Genomic DNA, 15,675 nt, shown 5'->3' on the forward strand with positions numbered 1-15,675 from the left:
TTATTTTAAGCGTATGTCGAAAAAATTGTGGTTCTACCTTGGCTTCTTTGTTTTGCTGTTAGGCGTTTTTTATCTGGCTATTTTCTGGGGTACCGACTTATGGCGAAAGAAATTACCGGTTATGAACGAGGTGAAAGAGTTTGCATTTGTGAATCAGCTGGGCGATACGGTCACCAATCAACAGGTTACGGGTAAAGTACAGGTGGTTGAATTTTTCTTTACAACCTGCACCGGTATTTGTCCAAAGATGAATACCAACATGAAAGACATTGTAAAAAACTTTGCTGAAGAGGAAGACTTTATTGTGTTGAGTCATACAGTTGATCCCGATAAAGATTCTGTTGCCCGGTTGAAGCATTATGCCGACTCCATGAAAATTGATCCGGCCAAATGGATGCTGCTCACCGGTACAAAAGAAAAACTGTACGAAGCTGCCCGCAAGAGTTATTTGTTAGATGATCAAAAAAACGGGCTCGACCCGATTGCCGATCAGTTTATTCATACACAGTTGTTTGCATTGGTAGATAAAAGTGGTCGTGTGCGTGGCATTTACGACGGACTGGATAAAAAGGAGCTGGCGAAACTAAACGACGATATCAGCCTTATTTTAAAAGAGCGTTACGATGGGCCACGTTTTGTAAACGGTATTTTTCAGAATAATCCTAATTAATTAATTTTCGGGTATGAGCGAAGCAATTAAAGATCTCCTGAAAAAAAATCATATGAGTGTAACCGACAGCAGGTTACAGATACTGGACATGTTCTACCATGCACCAGGTGCTCTTGCTCATGCTGATATTGAGAAAAAAGCAAGTGATAAAATTGATCGTGTTACCATTTACCGCACGCTTCAAACATTCGAAGAAAAAGGAATCATCCACACGATACCTACGGCGGACAACTCGGTGAAATATGCGTTGTGTAAAGATCAATGTGCCGAGGGTCACCACCACGATAACCATGTGCATTTTGTTTGCGACAAATGCAGTAAAACAATCTGCTTAGATGATGTGCATGTACCGGAAGTAAAACTGCCCAAAGGTTTTCAGCCACACCAAAGCAATATGGTGGTGAACGGTTTTTGCAGCGATTGCAGAAGTTAACGCTAAGACCTGCCTGGCTGCAGACAGGGTTAAAAAAGAAAAAGAGTTGAAAGAGAAGCGTTGATGCGCTTCTCTTTTTTATTGATAGCGCCAGATCTTAGTCCTGTTTCCAAACAACTTCCTCATTTCCTCCTTCCACTCTTTCATCCTCCTGGCAAATTGTTGCTTCCTCTTTTACTTCTTCTCTCTTTTAATCTCTTAGAAACAAAAATGCCCTGCCGTAGAAACGGCAGAGCATGATTAATGTTCTGATTTAGCAGTGCAAATATCGGTATTAATTAAGATTATCCATTTCTGTTTTTACAAAATCCATCAGGGTTTTAATATGACCGGGCGAAAAATCGAATTTCAGCCCCGCAGTTTCGTAGAGCTGGGGCAGTGTTTTGGTGCCGCCAAGACTCAACGCATTCATGTAATGCTGTAACGCCTGCTGCTGGTTTTGCTTAAACTGCATCCACAAACCAATTGCACCTAACTGCGCAATGCCGTATTCGATGTAGTAAAAGGGCACTTCAAACAAATGCAATTGGCGCTGCCATTCGTACGGACGGAACTGCTCCAATCCGGTGTAATCAATCAGCCCTGTGCTGTATTCATTCGCCAACTCCATCCACTTTGCACCACGCTCTTCGGCAGTATGGGTTGGGTTTTCGTAAATCCAGTGCTGGAACGCATCAATGCGGGCAATCCAAGGCAAAATTGTCAATACACGTTCCAGTTGTTTGAATTTTGCACGGCGTAACTCTTCTTTGTCTTTAAAGAAAATGGTCCAATGCTCCATGCTGAACAGCTCCATGGCCATACTGGCCACCTCTGCAATTTCAGCTCCGTATTCTTTAAAACCGGTAAGCTCAAGATTGTGTGTAAGGAACGAATGAATAGCATGACCGCCTTCGTGTACCATGGTGGTAACATCATCCAACGTACCTGCTGCATTCATAAAAATAAACGGAGCGCCTGTTTCTGCTAACGGCATATTGTAACCACCGGGAGCCTTGCCTTTACGGCTGTCGAGATCAAAACGCTTCAGCTCATTCATTTTGCGTAAGCAATCGGCGAAGAACGGGTTGAGTTGCTCAAAGCATTCAATCGTTTTTTCCGTCAACTCTGTTCCGTTAACGAAGGGTTGCAATGGCTCAATACCTGCAGGTTCAGCATCCATATCCCACGGACGCAACTGCTCAACACCAATTGCTTTGCGTTGTTCTTCGTAAATAATTTTCACCAGCGGTACTACGTGTTGTTTAACAGCTTCATGAAAGTTGAAACAATCCTGCGGCGTATAATCGAAACGGCCGAGTTCTTTAAACTTATAATCACGGTAATTCTTAAAATCTGCATTCAGTGCAAGCTGATGACGTTTGGCAACCAGTTGATCAAACAGCTTATTCAGGGTTTCACGATCCTGGTAGCGACGGTTCTGCACTTTCATGTACACTTCTTCACGCAGCTTACGATCGGAACTTTCTAAAAATTTCGCTGCCTGTTGCAGTGTATATTCTTTGCCATTTACTTCTACGGTCATCTTACCTGCAATCTGGCCAAACTGTTGCTGCATTACACTCAGCTCAGACATGATGGGAATATTTGCCTCCCGAAACAGCTCAATGCTTTTTTTAATGGAGCGGATATAGGTGAAATATTTTTCCGCATCCAGCTCTTTTGTAAAGGCACAATCAATCAGTTTACGGTTCAGCTTATCTGCATAAGGCTGCATCTTAGGCGCAATCTCTACATAGAAATAGTTGAAGGCTTCTTCGAGCGCTTTATTTTCGGTATCGCAGGTCATGCGTACCTGGCGCCAGCAGGCATCTTCACTAATCACAGCTTCCAGTTCGCTGCTGTCTTTTAACCATTGCTCCAGATCGGCTTTGCTGTTAATTGCACGGTCGAGCAATTGTGTAAAGTAGGGCTCCAGCGCATCCCAGGTGGTAATGGTAAAATCAGCGGGTAAAAACTTCCTTTCAATCGGTTTAATATCGGCACTATACATAACAGGAATTTAAAATGATACAATAAAAAACGTCATTCCGGTTAAACGAGATAACTCAACTGCTTTTTGGAAAAAGATGAGCACGCTCAAAAGCCCGGCATGACGTTCTAAATTAAGACAGGATTTATAAGAAGTATTAATCTTCTTTCTTCTTCTTGGCAGCCTTTTTCTTTGGCGCTTCTTCACCTGCTTCTTCTGCAGGAGCTTCTGCTTTTTTCTTCGCTGCTTTTTTTGCCGGCTTTGGTTCTTCTGCTTCAGCAACTACCTCTTCTTCAACGGGAGCTTCTTCTTCCAGCAGCTGCTCGCTTAACTTCAACTCAATACCTTTTGCGGTAATAACGCCAAACCACTTCACCATCTTCTTCATATCGCTGGCATACACACGCTCAAAATCAAGATCGGGATATACTTTTTCAAAATAAGCTTTTACGGCCTTTGCATCTTTCTCATCCGGTAATTTTCCACCATCGGCGTGCATTGCTTTAAAAATATCAATGAGGTTTACGTTTTCACGAATGGTATATACTTCAATACTTTCCAGGTGCGAAAACTGGTGTTGACGGGTTGAAGCAAACTTGGTTGAATTATCTTCGAGTGAACGTACGATAGCACCATCGTTTTTGCTGCTAACAAGTTCAAACAAGCCGGGTAAGCCGGTAACTGCAATTAATTTTCCGTATTCCATAATTTTAAATTCAAGGGGTGCAAGTTAACGGATTTCGCTTAACCCGTTTTTAATTTTAGCTGTTAAAGCTTTATCAACAAATAAGTACCTATTTAGCTGTAAACCAGCTGTTCTTACAATATTGGCCTCATTTTACCGTTAATTATCTGTCGTACAAACTATGAAAGCGGCTGCTACCTGTTTAGAATATTCCGAAACTCTTTATATTCGTTAAAATCAAGTAACCCAAACTCCAGCGCTTGCAACAGACAATATCCGAAGTAAATTTCAACCGCATCAGTAACGAACAGGTTGTTTCTTTCATTCACGATAATGAATTATATAAGCTGAACGATTTTGCAGCATTGGAATCGTTTTGTCCGAAAACAAATTGCACCAAGCAGTTTTACAAGCATCACAAAACATTTTTTATTGAAGAGCCGATTGAAAAAGTTTGGGATGCTTACAAAAATATTCATCCTAAAAAAGCCTGGTGTGGATCGATGCTGCAGTTTGGTTTACAATACTGCCGCAACAATAACCAGCTTTCGTACATTGATGATGAATATACCGGGGCAAAAGCCGGGCAAATTGTGTTGATTCGTGTAAAGGCATTAGGTGGTTTGGCTAAAGTTGCTGTTGGGCACGAAATAACTTCCATTAACGACGAGCAACATACATTAGAAACAAGTTACCTCGTAAAAGGAAAATCGCTGGGCAGCCAACGCATACAACTCAGCACCTGTAACAAAGGATTCACCAAAATTTCGCATCACACTATTTACAAAAGTGGCTCCTGGCTGCGGGATAAACTTATTTATCCGTTCTTTCATACCAAAGCCATTCGTGAGTTTCACGATAATATCCGCAAATCACTTTCTAACCAGTAAGTCACATAGGGATTGTTTGATGTTTATTTCTGGTTTCGTTTATCTTTAAACAAACACTTAAAATGAACTGGAACAAGCGCATTGCAATTATCACGGGTGCCGGAAGTGGAATTGGTAAAGCCACCAAAAATTTACTACGTTCTAAAGGCTGTGTTGTGTACAACCTGGATGTGAATGATCTGGATGAAACAGACGGCAGTTATTTTATCGCCTGCAATGTGCGCAACCGACACGAAGTAAACGATGCTGTAGATAAAGTAGTAGCTGCCGAACAAAAAATCGATTTCCTGTTTTCCAATGCAGGCGTTCATTTGTTTGCCACATTGGAGCAAACAAGCGACGAGGAGTTGCAGCATGTGCTTGGTGTAAATGTGCTTGGCACCTATTACCTGTTACAAAAAGTAATTCCGGTCATGAAAGCACAAAACAAAGGCAGCATTGTGTTAATGGGTTCCGATCAGTCATTTGTAGGAAAAGCAGCCAGCTCGGTATATGGCATGACCAAAGGAGCAATTGCACAATTAACCAAAAGCACGGCTATTGATTACGCCGCATTTAATATTCGAGTTAACTGCATTTGCCCCGGCACCATTAATACACCGTTGCTGCACAAAGCGGTAGAGCATTACTCCAACATCAGCCATACTGCTAAAGATGAAATATATAAAAGCTTAGATACGGTACAACCCATGGGCCGCATTGGTAAGCCCGAAGAAATTGCTGCAACCGTTGCTTTTTTATTGTCTGATGAAAGCAGTTTTACCACCGGTAGTCTTATTGCTGTAGATGGCGGTTATGTTTGCCAATAAAGCTTAACAGTTGTGTTACAGTTAACATTGCTGCTATTCATTTAATTTTGGGGCTTATGGAACAGGCGCACCAGAAGATTATTATCATAACCGCACCATCCGGTGCAGGTAAAACTTCTATTACCAAAGAGCTGATGAAACGTTTTCCGCAGCTTTCATTTTCTATTTCAGCTGCAACACGTAAACCAAGAGCACACGAAACAGATGGTAAGGATTATTATTTTTTGAGTGTTGAAGGTTTTCAGCAAAAAATACAGGAAGAAGCGTTTGTTGAATGGGAAATGGTGTATGAAGGAAATTACTACGGTACCTTAAAAAGCGAAATGCAGCGCATCTGGAACAACAAGCAGGTGCCTGTGCTCGATATTGATGTGAAAGGTGCCATTCACGTGCAGGATTTATATCCCAAACAAACATTATCGATTTTTATTGAACCGCCTTCTGTTGAAGAGCTTCGCCGCAGGCTGGAAAGCCGTGGCACCGAAACTGCCGACTCACTGGAAGCAAGGGTAAATAAAGCCGCTTACGAAATTTCATTCAAGCATTCATTTCAACATGTGATTTTAAACGATAACCTTGAAAGGGCTATTGCAGAAGCCATCAGCATTGTAGGTAATTTCATCGGCGCTGCTTAATTCCATTGTATTCTTTTGTAAAAACATTATTTTTAAAGTACTATGAATTGGTACATGTTGATATGGATTGGAGTGAGTATGCTGCTGATGGGTTTCTTTGCAGGTGTACAATCGGCCTTTGGCTCCCTGAATCGCTTTTCGGTAGAACTGAAAAAGAAACAAGGTGCCGCAAGTGGACGTATTCTCAGTTTCTTTATCGACAACCAGAGTAAGTTTATTGGCGCAACACTGGTGTGCTCAACACTTACATTGGTCATATTTGCATTACTGGTCAACCGTTTTTTTCAACCGGTATGGCAGGAAATGCCTTCTTCTATTAAAAATTCGGCGCTGCTGCGTTTAGGGCTCGATTTTCTTACAGGCGGCATTATTGCCTTGTTGGTGTACACCGTGTTTAAAGCCTATTTCCGCAAAAAGAGCAATGCCGTCCTTTCGTTCTTTGCACGTGTTGTAAGCTTTTTCTACAGTGCTTTTTCCCCTGTTGCATCCATTTTTGTTGGCCTTGCCGAATGGATTTTAAAGTACCTGTTCGATGTTCGTGTAAACGATAAAAAAGAAACGTTTATTCGTGTAGATCTTGAACATTTTGTTCAGCAAAGCAAAGACAACGACGACGAAACACAGGATATCAATACCGAGTTATTTGAGAACGCATTATCGCTCCCCAGTGTAAAAGTGCGGGAGTGTTTAATTCCCCGTAAAGAAATTGTAGGTGTAGAAGCCAATGCAGATATTGATGAACTGAAACAAAAGTTCATTGAAACCAAACTGAGTAAGCTCATTGTGTACGAAGGCAATATTGATAACATTATGGGCTATGCACACCAGCTGGATATGTTCCGCAAACCGGCCGATATTAAATCGATTTTATTACCCATACCTGCCGTTCCTGAAAGCATGGGTATTACCGATTTAATTAATCAGTTTACACGTGAGCGTAAAAGTATTGCCTGGGTAGTAGATGAGTTTGGTGGTACCAGCGGCATTGTAACCATGGAAGATTTGCTGGAAGAAATTTTTGGCGAAATACAAGATGAGTACGATACCGAAGAGTTTGTTGAAAAACAACTGGCCGAAAACGAATTTATCTTCAGCGGAAGACTTGAGCTCGATTACATTAACGAAAAATACAACCTCGATTTTAAAGAAGAAAGCGATGCTGAAACCTTATCGGGTTACATTGTAGAACATCATGAAACAATACCTGTTGCAAAAGACCGCATTATTATTGACGATTACGAGTTTGATATTCTGTCAGTAAGCGAAACAAGAATTGAAACAGTTAAAATGAAAGTACTTCGCTAAAGTGTTTTCTGTAACCAGCTACAATTCACCGTATCCGTTTATATAATGCGTACGCACCCTCCGAAACTTTAGTTTATCTTTTCATCCATCAGTTAATCATTAAACCACGAATTATGAAGAAGCAATTTGCAGTGGCACTATCTGCATTGTGCCTGTTGCTCGGCAACGAAGCATCCTCGCAGGCAAAACCAGCAGCCACTCCTGCGCCGGCCGACACAACAAAAAAGGCGCCGCCCAAACCAAGCATCAACGACAAAGTAAAATCGAGTAAGAAACACGCAGGTCTGTTTACTGTGTACCAGGATACAGCTACCGGCAGTGTGCAAATGTTTATTCGAAAAGATCAATTGGAAAAAGAGTTCATCTACCAGAGCTTTTCATTGAGTGGACCAACCTCACTCTTTCTGAATCAAAGCATGCACCGCTCTACCCTGTTGTTTAAAATCCGCAAGTCGTTCGATAAGCTGGAGTTTTCATTGGTCAACACCAATTTTTACTACGATCCGAATAATGCTGTAAGCAAATCGGCAAACGTAGACGTTGCTGAGTCGGTTTTCTTTGCCGATAAAGTTTCGTTCGAAGATTCTACTGGTTACTTAATTACAGCCGATGCATTATTTGTAAGCGAAAAGCTCGATCCTGTAAAACCGTTACCCAACCCAACCGTTCCATCGTTCATGTTCTTTAACCTGGGCGGTTATAACCCAACCAAGAGTAAGGTGAGTGGTTTACGATCTTACCCCAACAATACCGATGTAATTGTTGATCTGGCGTATGATAATCCTGCTCCGTTTAACCAGGGCGGAAAAGACATTACAGATGCCCGTTACATCCGCATTAAACTGCAGCATTCATTTATTGAAGTGCCAAAGAACGATTACAAACCACGTAAAGACGATCCACGCATTGGTTATTTTAGCCAGGAAGTAGATGATCTTACAGCAAACACCTACACTCCCTACAAAGACGTTATCAACCGCTGGCATTTAAAGAAAAAAGATCCATCGGCTGCAGTAAGTGAACCTGTTGAACCGATTACCTACTGGGTTGAAAACACAACACCGGTTGAATATCGCCAAACCATTGTTGAAGCAGGTTTAAAATGGAATGAAGCATTTGAAAAAGCAGGTTACAAAAATGCTGTTCAAATGAAAATTATGCCTGATGATGCAACATGGGATCCGGCTGATATCCGTTACAATGTGATCCGTTGGGTATCGTCGATGTATCCTTCGTATGGTGCCATCGGACCCAGCTTTGTAAACCCCAAAACCGGACAAATTCTTGGTGCAGATATTACCATTGAGTGGAAACCTGCAGCCTTGTTCCCCGGTGATGCTGTATATACCGACCGTACAGCTCTTTCAATTACACCTGCAGAAGATGCAACTGCTGCATTTGAAAAAATGCTGCCTGCCAACCTGCACAATCATTGGAAAAACTGCAATATTGGTAAATATGTAATGCAACAATACGCTGCAGGTTTTGCCATGGCACAACTTGCAGGTGCAACCAGCGAAGAGGAAAAAGAATTCCACAAACAATTCCTGTATTACCTGGTAATGCACGAAATGGGACACACGCTTGGTCTTAACCACAACATGAAAGCCAGTTCCATTCTTTCGCCAAGTGAAGTACACAACAAAGCCATTACATCGAAAGTTGGTTTAATGGGCAGTGTTATGGACTATCCTTCTGTAAACGTTGCACTTGATAAAACAAAACAGGGCGATTATTACACGACCAAAGTTGGTCCTTACGATGTTTGGGCTATTGAATATGGTTACAGCGAATTTGCTGCAAATGAAGAAGACGCTAAACTCAGCGCTATTGCAAGCCGCAGCAACGAACCGTACTTAACATTTGGTAATGATGCAGATGATATGCGCAGCCCCGGTAACGGTATCGACCCTCGTGTAATGGTGAACGATATGAGCAGCGATATGGTTGCTTATGCCGAAGACCGTTTCAAATTTGTAAATGCAACCATGCCCAAACTCCTCAGCAAGTTTGGTAAAACAGGCGAATCGTATGCAGGCATCCGTGGCCGCTACAACTTACTCAACTTCGAACGCCGCAGTATGGCACAGGCGGTTGCCAATTATATTGGCGGTGTGTATGTAGACAGAAGTTTCATTGGCCAGAACGGCGATAGCAAACCTTACACCGTTGTACCGGCCGCTTACCAGAAAAAAGCAATGGACCTGTTGGTGAAATATGTTTTTGCACCGAATGCATTTGATGCTGATGCACAACTGTTCCGCTACCTGCAATTGCAGCGTCGTGGTTACAATTTCTTTGGCGCAACAGAAGATCCGAAGCTCCAAAACAACCTGTTCTCGAACCAGGTGGTGGCATTACAGACCATGCTGAACCCAGTTACGCTTAGCCGTATCAGCAACAGCAGCCTGTACGGTAATACCTACAGCGTTGCCGATGTAATGACCGATTTGGCAAATGGTATTTTTAAAGCAGATATTGCCGGTGCTGTAAACCTGTACCGCCAGAACCTGCAAACCGAATTTGTAAAAGGTGCTATTGGCATTATTGAATCGAAAACCGGTTACGACAATGCAGCACGCAGTGCGGCTTACAATACATTGCGTAAAATAAAAACTATGCTGGGTACAGCGGTTTCTCCAAACGAGCAAACCAAAGCCCACCGCAGCATGCTTGTTTTTCTTATTGATAAAGCTCTGGCTGTAAAATAAACTACGACCGATGATTTACAGAAAGCGGCCCTTGCGGGCCGCTTTTTCTTTGCCCATGTTTGGCTCATTGGTTTTCGGGTTACATTTGCAACTGAAATCATTAACCGTGGCCGAAGCAACTTCTGAACGCAGATCATTAATTCAACGCATACGTGGTAAAAAGGGTGAAGAAAAAGCCGAGATGAGCTTTATCGATCACCTGGAAGAATTACGCTGGCACGTAATCCGTGCTGTACTCGCTGTAATTTTTGCATCGATCCTCGTTTTTTTTAAGATCGACTTTGTGGTAGATAAAATCTTGATGGGCCCTGCACATAAAGATTTTATTACGTACCAATGGTTGTGCAAGCTGGGTGAGTTGCTGCATGTGAATGCGCTTTGCCTCGCCGATTTCAGCGTAAAGTTTCAGAGTAATGCCATGACGGAACAGTTTCTGACCACTTTTACCGTTGGTTTTACAGTTGGGTTCATTCTTGCATTTCCGTATGTATTCTGGGAAATCTGGAAATTCATTCGTCCTGCCTTGAGCGATAAAGAACGTAAAGGAACTACCGGTGCTATTTTCTGGATTTCTGCACTCTTTTTCATTGGTGTTGCATTTGGTTACCTGATTCTTACGCCCTTCATGGTTAACTTTTATTCAACTTACTCGCTCAGCCCGTTAATTGAATTTAAACCAACTATCAGCGATTATTTTGAAAACCTCATTTACTTAACAGTAGGTATTGGTTTGCTGTTTCAGCTGCCCGTAGTTATTATGCTGCTCACCAAAGTGGGTATGCTTACACCCATTACACTTCGCCGCATCCGCAAATATGCGTTTGTGGTTATTCTTATTTTGGCAGCCATCATTACGCCATCTACCGATCCGTTTAGTTTGGCCTTGGTAACTATTCCGCTTTATGGTTTATACGAATTAAGTATTGCCATGAGTATGCGTATTTACAAACGCCAGATCAAGCAGGAAGATATTGAAGAGTGGAGTTAAGTGTGAAGCCGGTAGCCAATAGTATTTAGTTATTAGCCTTCTTTACATGAATTTTTCGGGATGATTGATCATGTATTGCAGCAGTTTTGCTACTTCTTCGTTTACTGAATTTGCTTTTTGGTAGGTATCCTTATTTAGATAATTATATTCATAAGCAAAATCCAGCCATACTTCTGTTTCGGCATTTTCCATATCGGCATCTGTAAGCTTACTTACAAAATGAGCCGGGTATTTTCGCTTTCGATATGATTCAGCAATACAGGCGCAAACTGATCTTGAACTTCTTCTTACTTGATCCGTCAAACTATAACGTTCTTCCACCGGAAAACTCTTTGATACAATAAAAATCAAATTTGCTACCTCTTTAGCTTTCTGAAATGCTTTTAGTGTTTTATAGCCAGGCATAGGTGATGTTTTAAATTCAAAATAGAAAAACTTATTCTTTACTGCAACTGGTAACTTCATCGCCTTACGACTTTCGACTAACGACTACCGGCTATCGGCTATTTTCCTACCTTTGAATTCTAATTCATCAACTATGCAAATTTTTGATTTAACTAAACCCGTTGCCATTGGTTGCGACCATGCAGGGTTCGATTATAAAGAAGACCTGATCTCCTTCCTCGAAGGAAAAGGAATTGCGTTTAAAGATTTTGGTACACATTCAAAAGACAGTGTAGACTATCCCGATTTTGCGCATCCGGTTGCATCGGCTGTTGAAAACGGCGAAGCTGCTTTTGGTATTTTACTTTGCGGCAGTGCAAATGGTGTAGCCATAACTGCCAACAAACACCAGGGTGTTCGTGCCGGCCTTTGCTGGGGCGAAGAAATTGCTCAGCTTGTTCGTGCACACAACAATGCCAACATTATTTGCATTCCTGCCCGCTTTGTACGTGAAGGCGATGCAGAGAAAATGGTGCACACGTTTATGACAACCGAGTTTGAAGGCGGCCGCCACGGTTTGCGTGTAAATAAGATTGCCTGCAGTTAGTTTAGAAACACGAATTAACCATTCATACAACTATCCCGCCAATGGCGGGATTTTCGTTTATATTCGACCTTCTAAAAAATTTAATGCATGAGGACTTACTTCCTTGCCGCACTTAGTTTGCTGGCACTCACTGCATCGGCACAAAAGAAAAACAAAACAGCCGAGCAGTTTTCAAAAACAATCACTGCTGATGATCTGAAAACACATCTGTACATTCTGGCCGGTCCGGAAATGGAAGGTCGTGAAACTGGTACTGCAGGTCAACGTAAAGCTGCCGACTATCTGAAACAACAGTTTCAGCGCATTGGTATTGCGCCGGCAAACAATGGTAATTACGAGCAGTTTTATCCCTTGTACAAAGACACGTTGAAAGAAGCTGCTGTAACTGTTAACAGCAAAAGCTTTGAGTTTGGTAAAGATTTTTCTGCTGCACTCAACAACATCATTACAACGCAACAGTTTTTTAGCGAGGTAGTGTACATGAGTAAGATCGATACCACAACTGATATTCGTGGTAAAGCGGTAGTGATCGTTGCAAAGAACGGTACACAGTTGCCTGCGTTTAACGACATCAACAAACTCTACAGTCGCCAGCCTGCAGCTGTTTTGTTTGTGGTAAACAATGTAGACAAAACACCGTCGCCACGTGCAGGACGTTTAAGCATGAGCTTATACCGCAACCGCCAAACACCGCTTGTAGTTCGTATTTCGGAGGCAATGGGTGAAGCTTTGTTGAAAAACGATTTTGCAAATGCGAAAGCACAAACACTCGAAACAAAAACAGTTGCCACAGAGTTAATGCTCCACTTCAAAAAAGATTTTGATGTTACACAGGCTTCGAACGTGTTAGGCTTTATTGAAGGAACAGATAAGAAAGATGAGTGGGTGATCATTTCTGCACACTACGATCACGTGGGTGTTATTGGTGGTAAAATTCACCCCGGTGCCGATGATGATGGAAGTGGCACCGTTGGTGTATTGGAAATTGCCGAAGCATTTGCAAAAGCAAAAGCAGCAGGCAAAGGTCCACGTCGCAGCATTTTATTCTTAGCTGTGAGTGGCGAAGAAAAAGGTTTGTGGGGAAGTGCCTACTATGCTGAGCATCCTGTTTATCCGTTGGAGAAAACCAGCATTGATATCAACATCGATATGATCGGTCGTAAAGACGATAACCTGAAGTCGCTCGACAGCAACAATCATGTGTACTTAATTGGTGATGATAAGCTGAGCAGCCAATTAACACCGTTTGTTGACAGCATCAATAAAATGTACATCAACATTATTACCGATCGTAAATACAACGATCCGAAAGATCCGAACCGTTTATACTACCGCAGCGACCATTACAATTTCGCAGCGAAAGGAGTTCCGATTGTGTTCTTCTTTGATGGTATTCATAAAGATTACCACAAGCCAAGCGATACGCCTGATAAGATCAACTATGATCTGCACGAGAAACGCAGCCGTTTGGTGTTCCTGTTAGCATGGGAAGCTGCCAACCGTAACAACATGTTTGTGCGTGATATTCCGTTAAACGTTCCTCCAAGATAGTTGAGAAGAACAACGCATAAAAAACCCCGGCACATGTGCCGGGGTTTTTATTTTTTGTCTTTTCGGGACAATTTATCGGTAGAGAAATTTTTAAAAGTTATTACACGTTCCGTAGGAACGTTTGATGAACATTATCTTTCTTTTTTCAAGCGTTCCTAACGGAACGCAACCCAACTCCTTGTTTTCTGCTACCAAGCAACTGTTCCTACAGAATAAAATACACAGTAAGAATCTTTACTGTTGCTTTTACGATAAGAACAAAATCAATAGTTGAGCGGCAATAATGCGTAAGATCATTGTCAAGGGATATACAGTTGCGTAGGTAACAGAAGCTACTTCATTTTTGGCCAGTTGTGTAGAGAATGCCAATGCCGGCGGATCGGTGCTTGCACCGGAAAGCAAACCACATACTTCGAAAAATGTTTTACGAAATACATAGTGTGCAACCAATCCAACAATCAACAATGGAACAATGGTAACGGCTAATCCCATCACAATCCATAACCAGGCATTGCCCCCACTCAATGCGGCCTGCAAATTGGCACCACTGCTTAACCCAACACTGGCAAGGAACAAACTGATGCCCAACTCACGCAACATTAAATTAGCACTGTAAGTAGTGTATTGATTCAAATAAAACTTACCGCCGTAACGGCTCAACAGCAAAGCAATAATGAGCGGACCGCCAGCCAATCCAATTTTCACCGGCACCGGCATATTAAAAAAGTACATGGGAATACTGCCGAGCACAACACCTGCAACAATACCAATAAAGATAGGTGCCAGATCGGGCACATCCAAACGCTTCAGCTGATTACCTACAGTTTTTGTAACAAGATCAATACCTTCTTCGGTACCAACAACTTTCACCTGGTCGCCAAGTTGTAAAATAATATCGCCATGTGGTACCATTTCCACACCGGCACGGCTTAAACGTGTTAAGGTAAAATCGTGTTGGTGCAGTGCAGCAATATCGCCCAGTCGTTTATGCGTTACCTCGGGTTGCGAAACAATGATGATGCGTGAGATCAGTTCACTCTTCGGCAGTTCTTTCAAATTCATCTCACTCTCTTCGCCAATAATCGTCTTTAATACCTGCAGCTGATCTTTGTGTGCAACAATCAGCAATACATCGCCCTCTGCCAAATGCGTTTGCGGTGTAGGTGTCATTACTTTTCCATCGTGAAATAAACGGGATACAACAACCGGTTCTTTCAACAGTTCAAAAACATTACGCAGCGGTTTGCCGATCAGTTGCTTATTCTGCATCACCAAATGAATGGAAACTGGTTTGTTTGATTTGATGACATCGAGCTTGCGGTGCAGCTCCCGTTCTTTATCAAGGTTCACACGAAAAACAGCTTTCAAAATTAAGATGGCAGCGATGATGCCAAACACACCAAACGGGTAAACCACTGCATACGCCAGTGTAATGAATGAAATATCATCGGCCGGCAAATGCAGATCTTTTGCAGCTGCCTGTGCAGCACCAAGGCCGGGTGTATTTGTTACAGCACCACTCATAACACCTGTAAGCGTGGTAATGGGCTGACCCAGAAAAAAATAAAAAGCAACAACAGTTAACACACCAAGCAGTACCACCAGTGCTGCTAGCCCGTTTGTAACAGCTGCATTTTTTTTAAGTGATGAAAAGAAACCCGGGCCTACCTGTAAGCCGATGGAGTATACAAAAAGAATTAAACCGAACTCTTTTAAAAAGTGTTCGGTTTCTTTATTTACATGAATGCCTGCATAAGAAATAGCAAGACCCATAAATAAAATCCATGTTACACCGAGAGAGATGCCGAAAATTTTTACTCTGCCCAACCAGGTGCCGATTGCGATAACAACACCAAAAATGATGACTGTTTGCGGAATACTTTCTTCGAGCAGTAGTTTGAGAAACCAGTTCATGAGATTATGTTTTGGTATCTGCCAATGGCAGACGATGTTTTGCTAAGTAGTATGCTCATTGTTATTGTGGTTGGCTTTGAGCATTTCATTTATATAAAATAAGATGCGTAAAACTAAGTTG

Annotated in this window: 14 protein-coding genes; 10 read left to right on the forward strand and 4 right to left on the reverse strand. The window is 42.1% G+C overall.

The window, feature by feature from the left end; all coding sequences use genetic code 11:
• The first annotated feature begins 13 nt into the window (after window positions 1-13).
• Both IQ13_RS13410 and IQ13_RS13415 read left to right on the forward strand, forming a co-directional pair.
• Entirely contained in the window at window positions 14-670 is a 657-nt protein-coding gene (locus IQ13_RS13410; RefSeq protein ID WP_144886883.1) for an SCO family protein, read from the forward strand.
• A gap of 13 nt (window positions 671-683) precedes the next feature.
• A complete protein-coding gene (locus IQ13_RS13415) occupies window positions 684-1,103 on the forward strand; it encodes a Fur family transcriptional regulator (protein ID WP_144886884.1) in 420 nt (139 codons plus the stop codon).
• A 274-nt stretch (window positions 1,104-1,377) separates the two neighbouring features.
• On the opposite strand, the gene IQ13_RS13420 is transcribed toward IQ13_RS13415, so the two are convergent.
• Complete coding sequence (locus IQ13_RS13420) at window positions 1,378-3,096, reverse strand: M3 family oligoendopeptidase (RefSeq protein ID WP_144886885.1); 1,719 nt, start codon at window positions 3,094-3,096, stop codon at window positions 1,378-1,380.
• Window positions 3,097-3,232: 136 nt separating this feature from the next.
• The gene (locus IQ13_RS13425; protein WP_144886886.1) at window positions 3,233-3,781 is read right to left on the reverse strand and encodes a DUF5606 family protein; all 549 of its coding nucleotides are present in this window, start codon (window positions 3,779-3,781) and stop codon (window positions 3,233-3,235) included.
• Window positions 3,782-4,020: 239 nt separating this feature from the next.
• Here IQ13_RS13425 and IQ13_RS13430 point away from each other — a divergent pair, with 239 nt between their 5' ends.
• The 6 genes from IQ13_RS13430 to tatC all read left to right on the forward strand — a co-directional run bounded on the left by IQ13_RS13430 (window position 4,021) and on the right by tatC (window position 11,098).
• The gene (locus IQ13_RS13430; RefSeq protein ID WP_144886887.1) at window positions 4,021-4,650 is read left to right on the forward strand and encodes a hypothetical protein; all 630 of its coding nucleotides are present in this window, start codon (window positions 4,021-4,023) and stop codon (window positions 4,648-4,650) included.
• 62 nt (window positions 4,651-4,712) lie between these two features.
• The gene (locus IQ13_RS13435; protein ID WP_144886888.1) at window positions 4,713-5,459 is read left to right on the forward strand and encodes an SDR family NAD(P)-dependent oxidoreductase; all 747 of its coding nucleotides are present in this window, start codon (window positions 4,713-4,715) and stop codon (window positions 5,457-5,459) included.
• A 56-nt stretch (window positions 5,460-5,515) separates the two neighbouring features.
• Entirely contained in the window at window positions 5,516-6,094 is a 579-nt protein-coding gene (gene gmk, locus IQ13_RS13440; RefSeq protein WP_144886889.1) for a guanylate kinase, read from the forward strand.
• Window positions 6,095-6,136: 42 nt separating this feature from the next.
• A complete protein-coding gene (locus tag IQ13_RS13445; RefSeq protein ID WP_144886890.1) occupies window positions 6,137-7,399 on the forward strand; it encodes a hemolysin family protein in 1,263 nt (420 codons plus the stop codon).
• A 113-nt stretch (window positions 7,400-7,512) separates the two neighbouring features.
• Complete coding sequence (locus IQ13_RS13450) at window positions 7,513-10,110, forward strand: zinc-dependent metalloprotease (protein WP_144886891.1); 2,598 nt, start codon at window positions 7,513-7,515, stop codon at window positions 10,108-10,110.
• 10 nt (window positions 10,111-10,120) lie between these two features.
• Window positions 10,121-11,098, forward strand: a complete 978-nt coding sequence (gene tatC, locus IQ13_RS13455; RefSeq protein WP_242009542.1) for a twin-arginine translocase subunit TatC — start codon at window positions 10,121-10,123, stop codon at window positions 11,096-11,098.
• A 42-nt stretch (window positions 11,099-11,140) separates the two neighbouring features.
• Here tatC and IQ13_RS13460 read toward each other — a convergent pair whose 3' ends face one another.
• Window positions 11,141-11,563 (reverse strand): four helix bundle protein, encoded by a 423-nt coding sequence (locus tag IQ13_RS13460; RefSeq protein ID WP_199758259.1) that lies wholly within the window; start codon window positions 11,561-11,563, stop codon window positions 11,141-11,143.
• Window positions 11,564-11,636: 73 nt separating this feature from the next.
• On the opposite strand from IQ13_RS13460, the gene rpiB reads away from it, so the two are divergent.
• A complete protein-coding gene (rpiB, locus tag IQ13_RS13465; RefSeq protein ID WP_144886893.1) occupies window positions 11,637-12,089 on the forward strand; it encodes a ribose 5-phosphate isomerase B in 453 nt (150 codons plus the stop codon).
• Between the two features lie 87 nt (window positions 12,090-12,176).
• The gene (locus IQ13_RS13470; RefSeq protein WP_144886894.1) at window positions 12,177-13,640 is read left to right on the forward strand and encodes a M28 family metallopeptidase; all 1,464 of its coding nucleotides are present in this window, start codon (window positions 12,177-12,179) and stop codon (window positions 13,638-13,640) included.
• Between the two features lie 246 nt (window positions 13,641-13,886).
• Here the strand turns inward: IQ13_RS13470 and IQ13_RS13475 are convergent, their stop codons facing one another.
• A complete protein-coding gene (locus IQ13_RS13475) occupies window positions 13,887-15,554 on the reverse strand; it encodes a putative transporter (protein ID WP_144886895.1) in 1,668 nt (555 codons plus the stop codon).
• Between the last annotated feature and the right edge of the window lie 121 nt (window positions 15,555-15,675).

Source organism: Lacibacter cauensis, from assembly GCF_007830055.1.
Taxonomy (GTDB): domain Bacteria; phylum Bacteroidota; class Bacteroidia; order Chitinophagales; family Chitinophagaceae; genus Lacibacter; species Lacibacter cauensis.

Bases quoted from the DNA above. Each gene is read 5' to 3' on its own strand.
- IQ13_RS13425 (WP_144886886.1), bottom strand. From the start codon at position 3,781: ATGGAATACGGAAAATTAATTGCAGTTACCGGCTTACCCGGCTTGTTT.
- IQ13_RS13435 (WP_144886888.1), top strand. From the start codon at position 4,713: ATGAACTGGAACAAGCGCATTGCAATTATCACGGGTGCCGGAAGTGGA.
- IQ13_RS13445 (WP_144886890.1), top strand. From the start codon at position 6,137: ATGAATTGGTACATGTTGATATGGATTGGAGTGAGTATGCTGCTGATG.
- IQ13_RS13470 (WP_144886894.1), top strand. From the start codon at position 12,177: ATGAGGACTTACTTCCTTGCCGCACTTAGTTTGCTGGCACTCACTGCA.
- IQ13_RS13475 (WP_144886895.1), bottom strand. From the start codon at position 15,554: ATGAACTGGTTTCTCAAACTACTGCTCGAAGAAAGTATTCCGCAAACA.
- tatC (WP_242009542.1), top strand. From the start codon at position 10,121: ATGATTTACAGAAAGCGGCCCTTGCGGGCCGCTTTTTCTTTGCCCATG.
- IQ13_RS13450 (WP_144886891.1), top strand. From the start codon at position 7,513: ATGAAGAAGCAATTTGCAGTGGCACTATCTGCATTGTGCCTGTTGCTC.
- IQ13_RS13460 (WP_199758259.1), bottom strand. From the start codon at position 11,563: ATGAAGTTACCAGTTGCAGTAAAGAATAAGTTTTTCTATTTTGAATTT.
- IQ13_RS13420 (WP_144886885.1), bottom strand. From the start codon at position 3,096: ATGTATAGTGCCGATATTAAACCGATTGAAAGGAAGTTTTTACCCGCT.
- gmk (WP_144886889.1), top strand. From the start codon at position 5,516: ATGGAACAGGCGCACCAGAAGATTATTATCATAACCGCACCATCCGGT.
- IQ13_RS13415 (WP_144886884.1), top strand. From the start codon at position 684: ATGAGCGAAGCAATTAAAGATCTCCTGAAAAAAAATCATATGAGTGTA.
- rpiB (WP_144886893.1), top strand. From the start codon at position 11,637: ATGCAAATTTTTGATTTAACTAAACCCGTTGCCATTGGTTGCGACCAT.
- IQ13_RS13410 (WP_144886883.1), top strand. From the start codon at position 14: ATGTCGAAAAAATTGTGGTTCTACCTTGGCTTCTTTGTTTTGCTGTTA.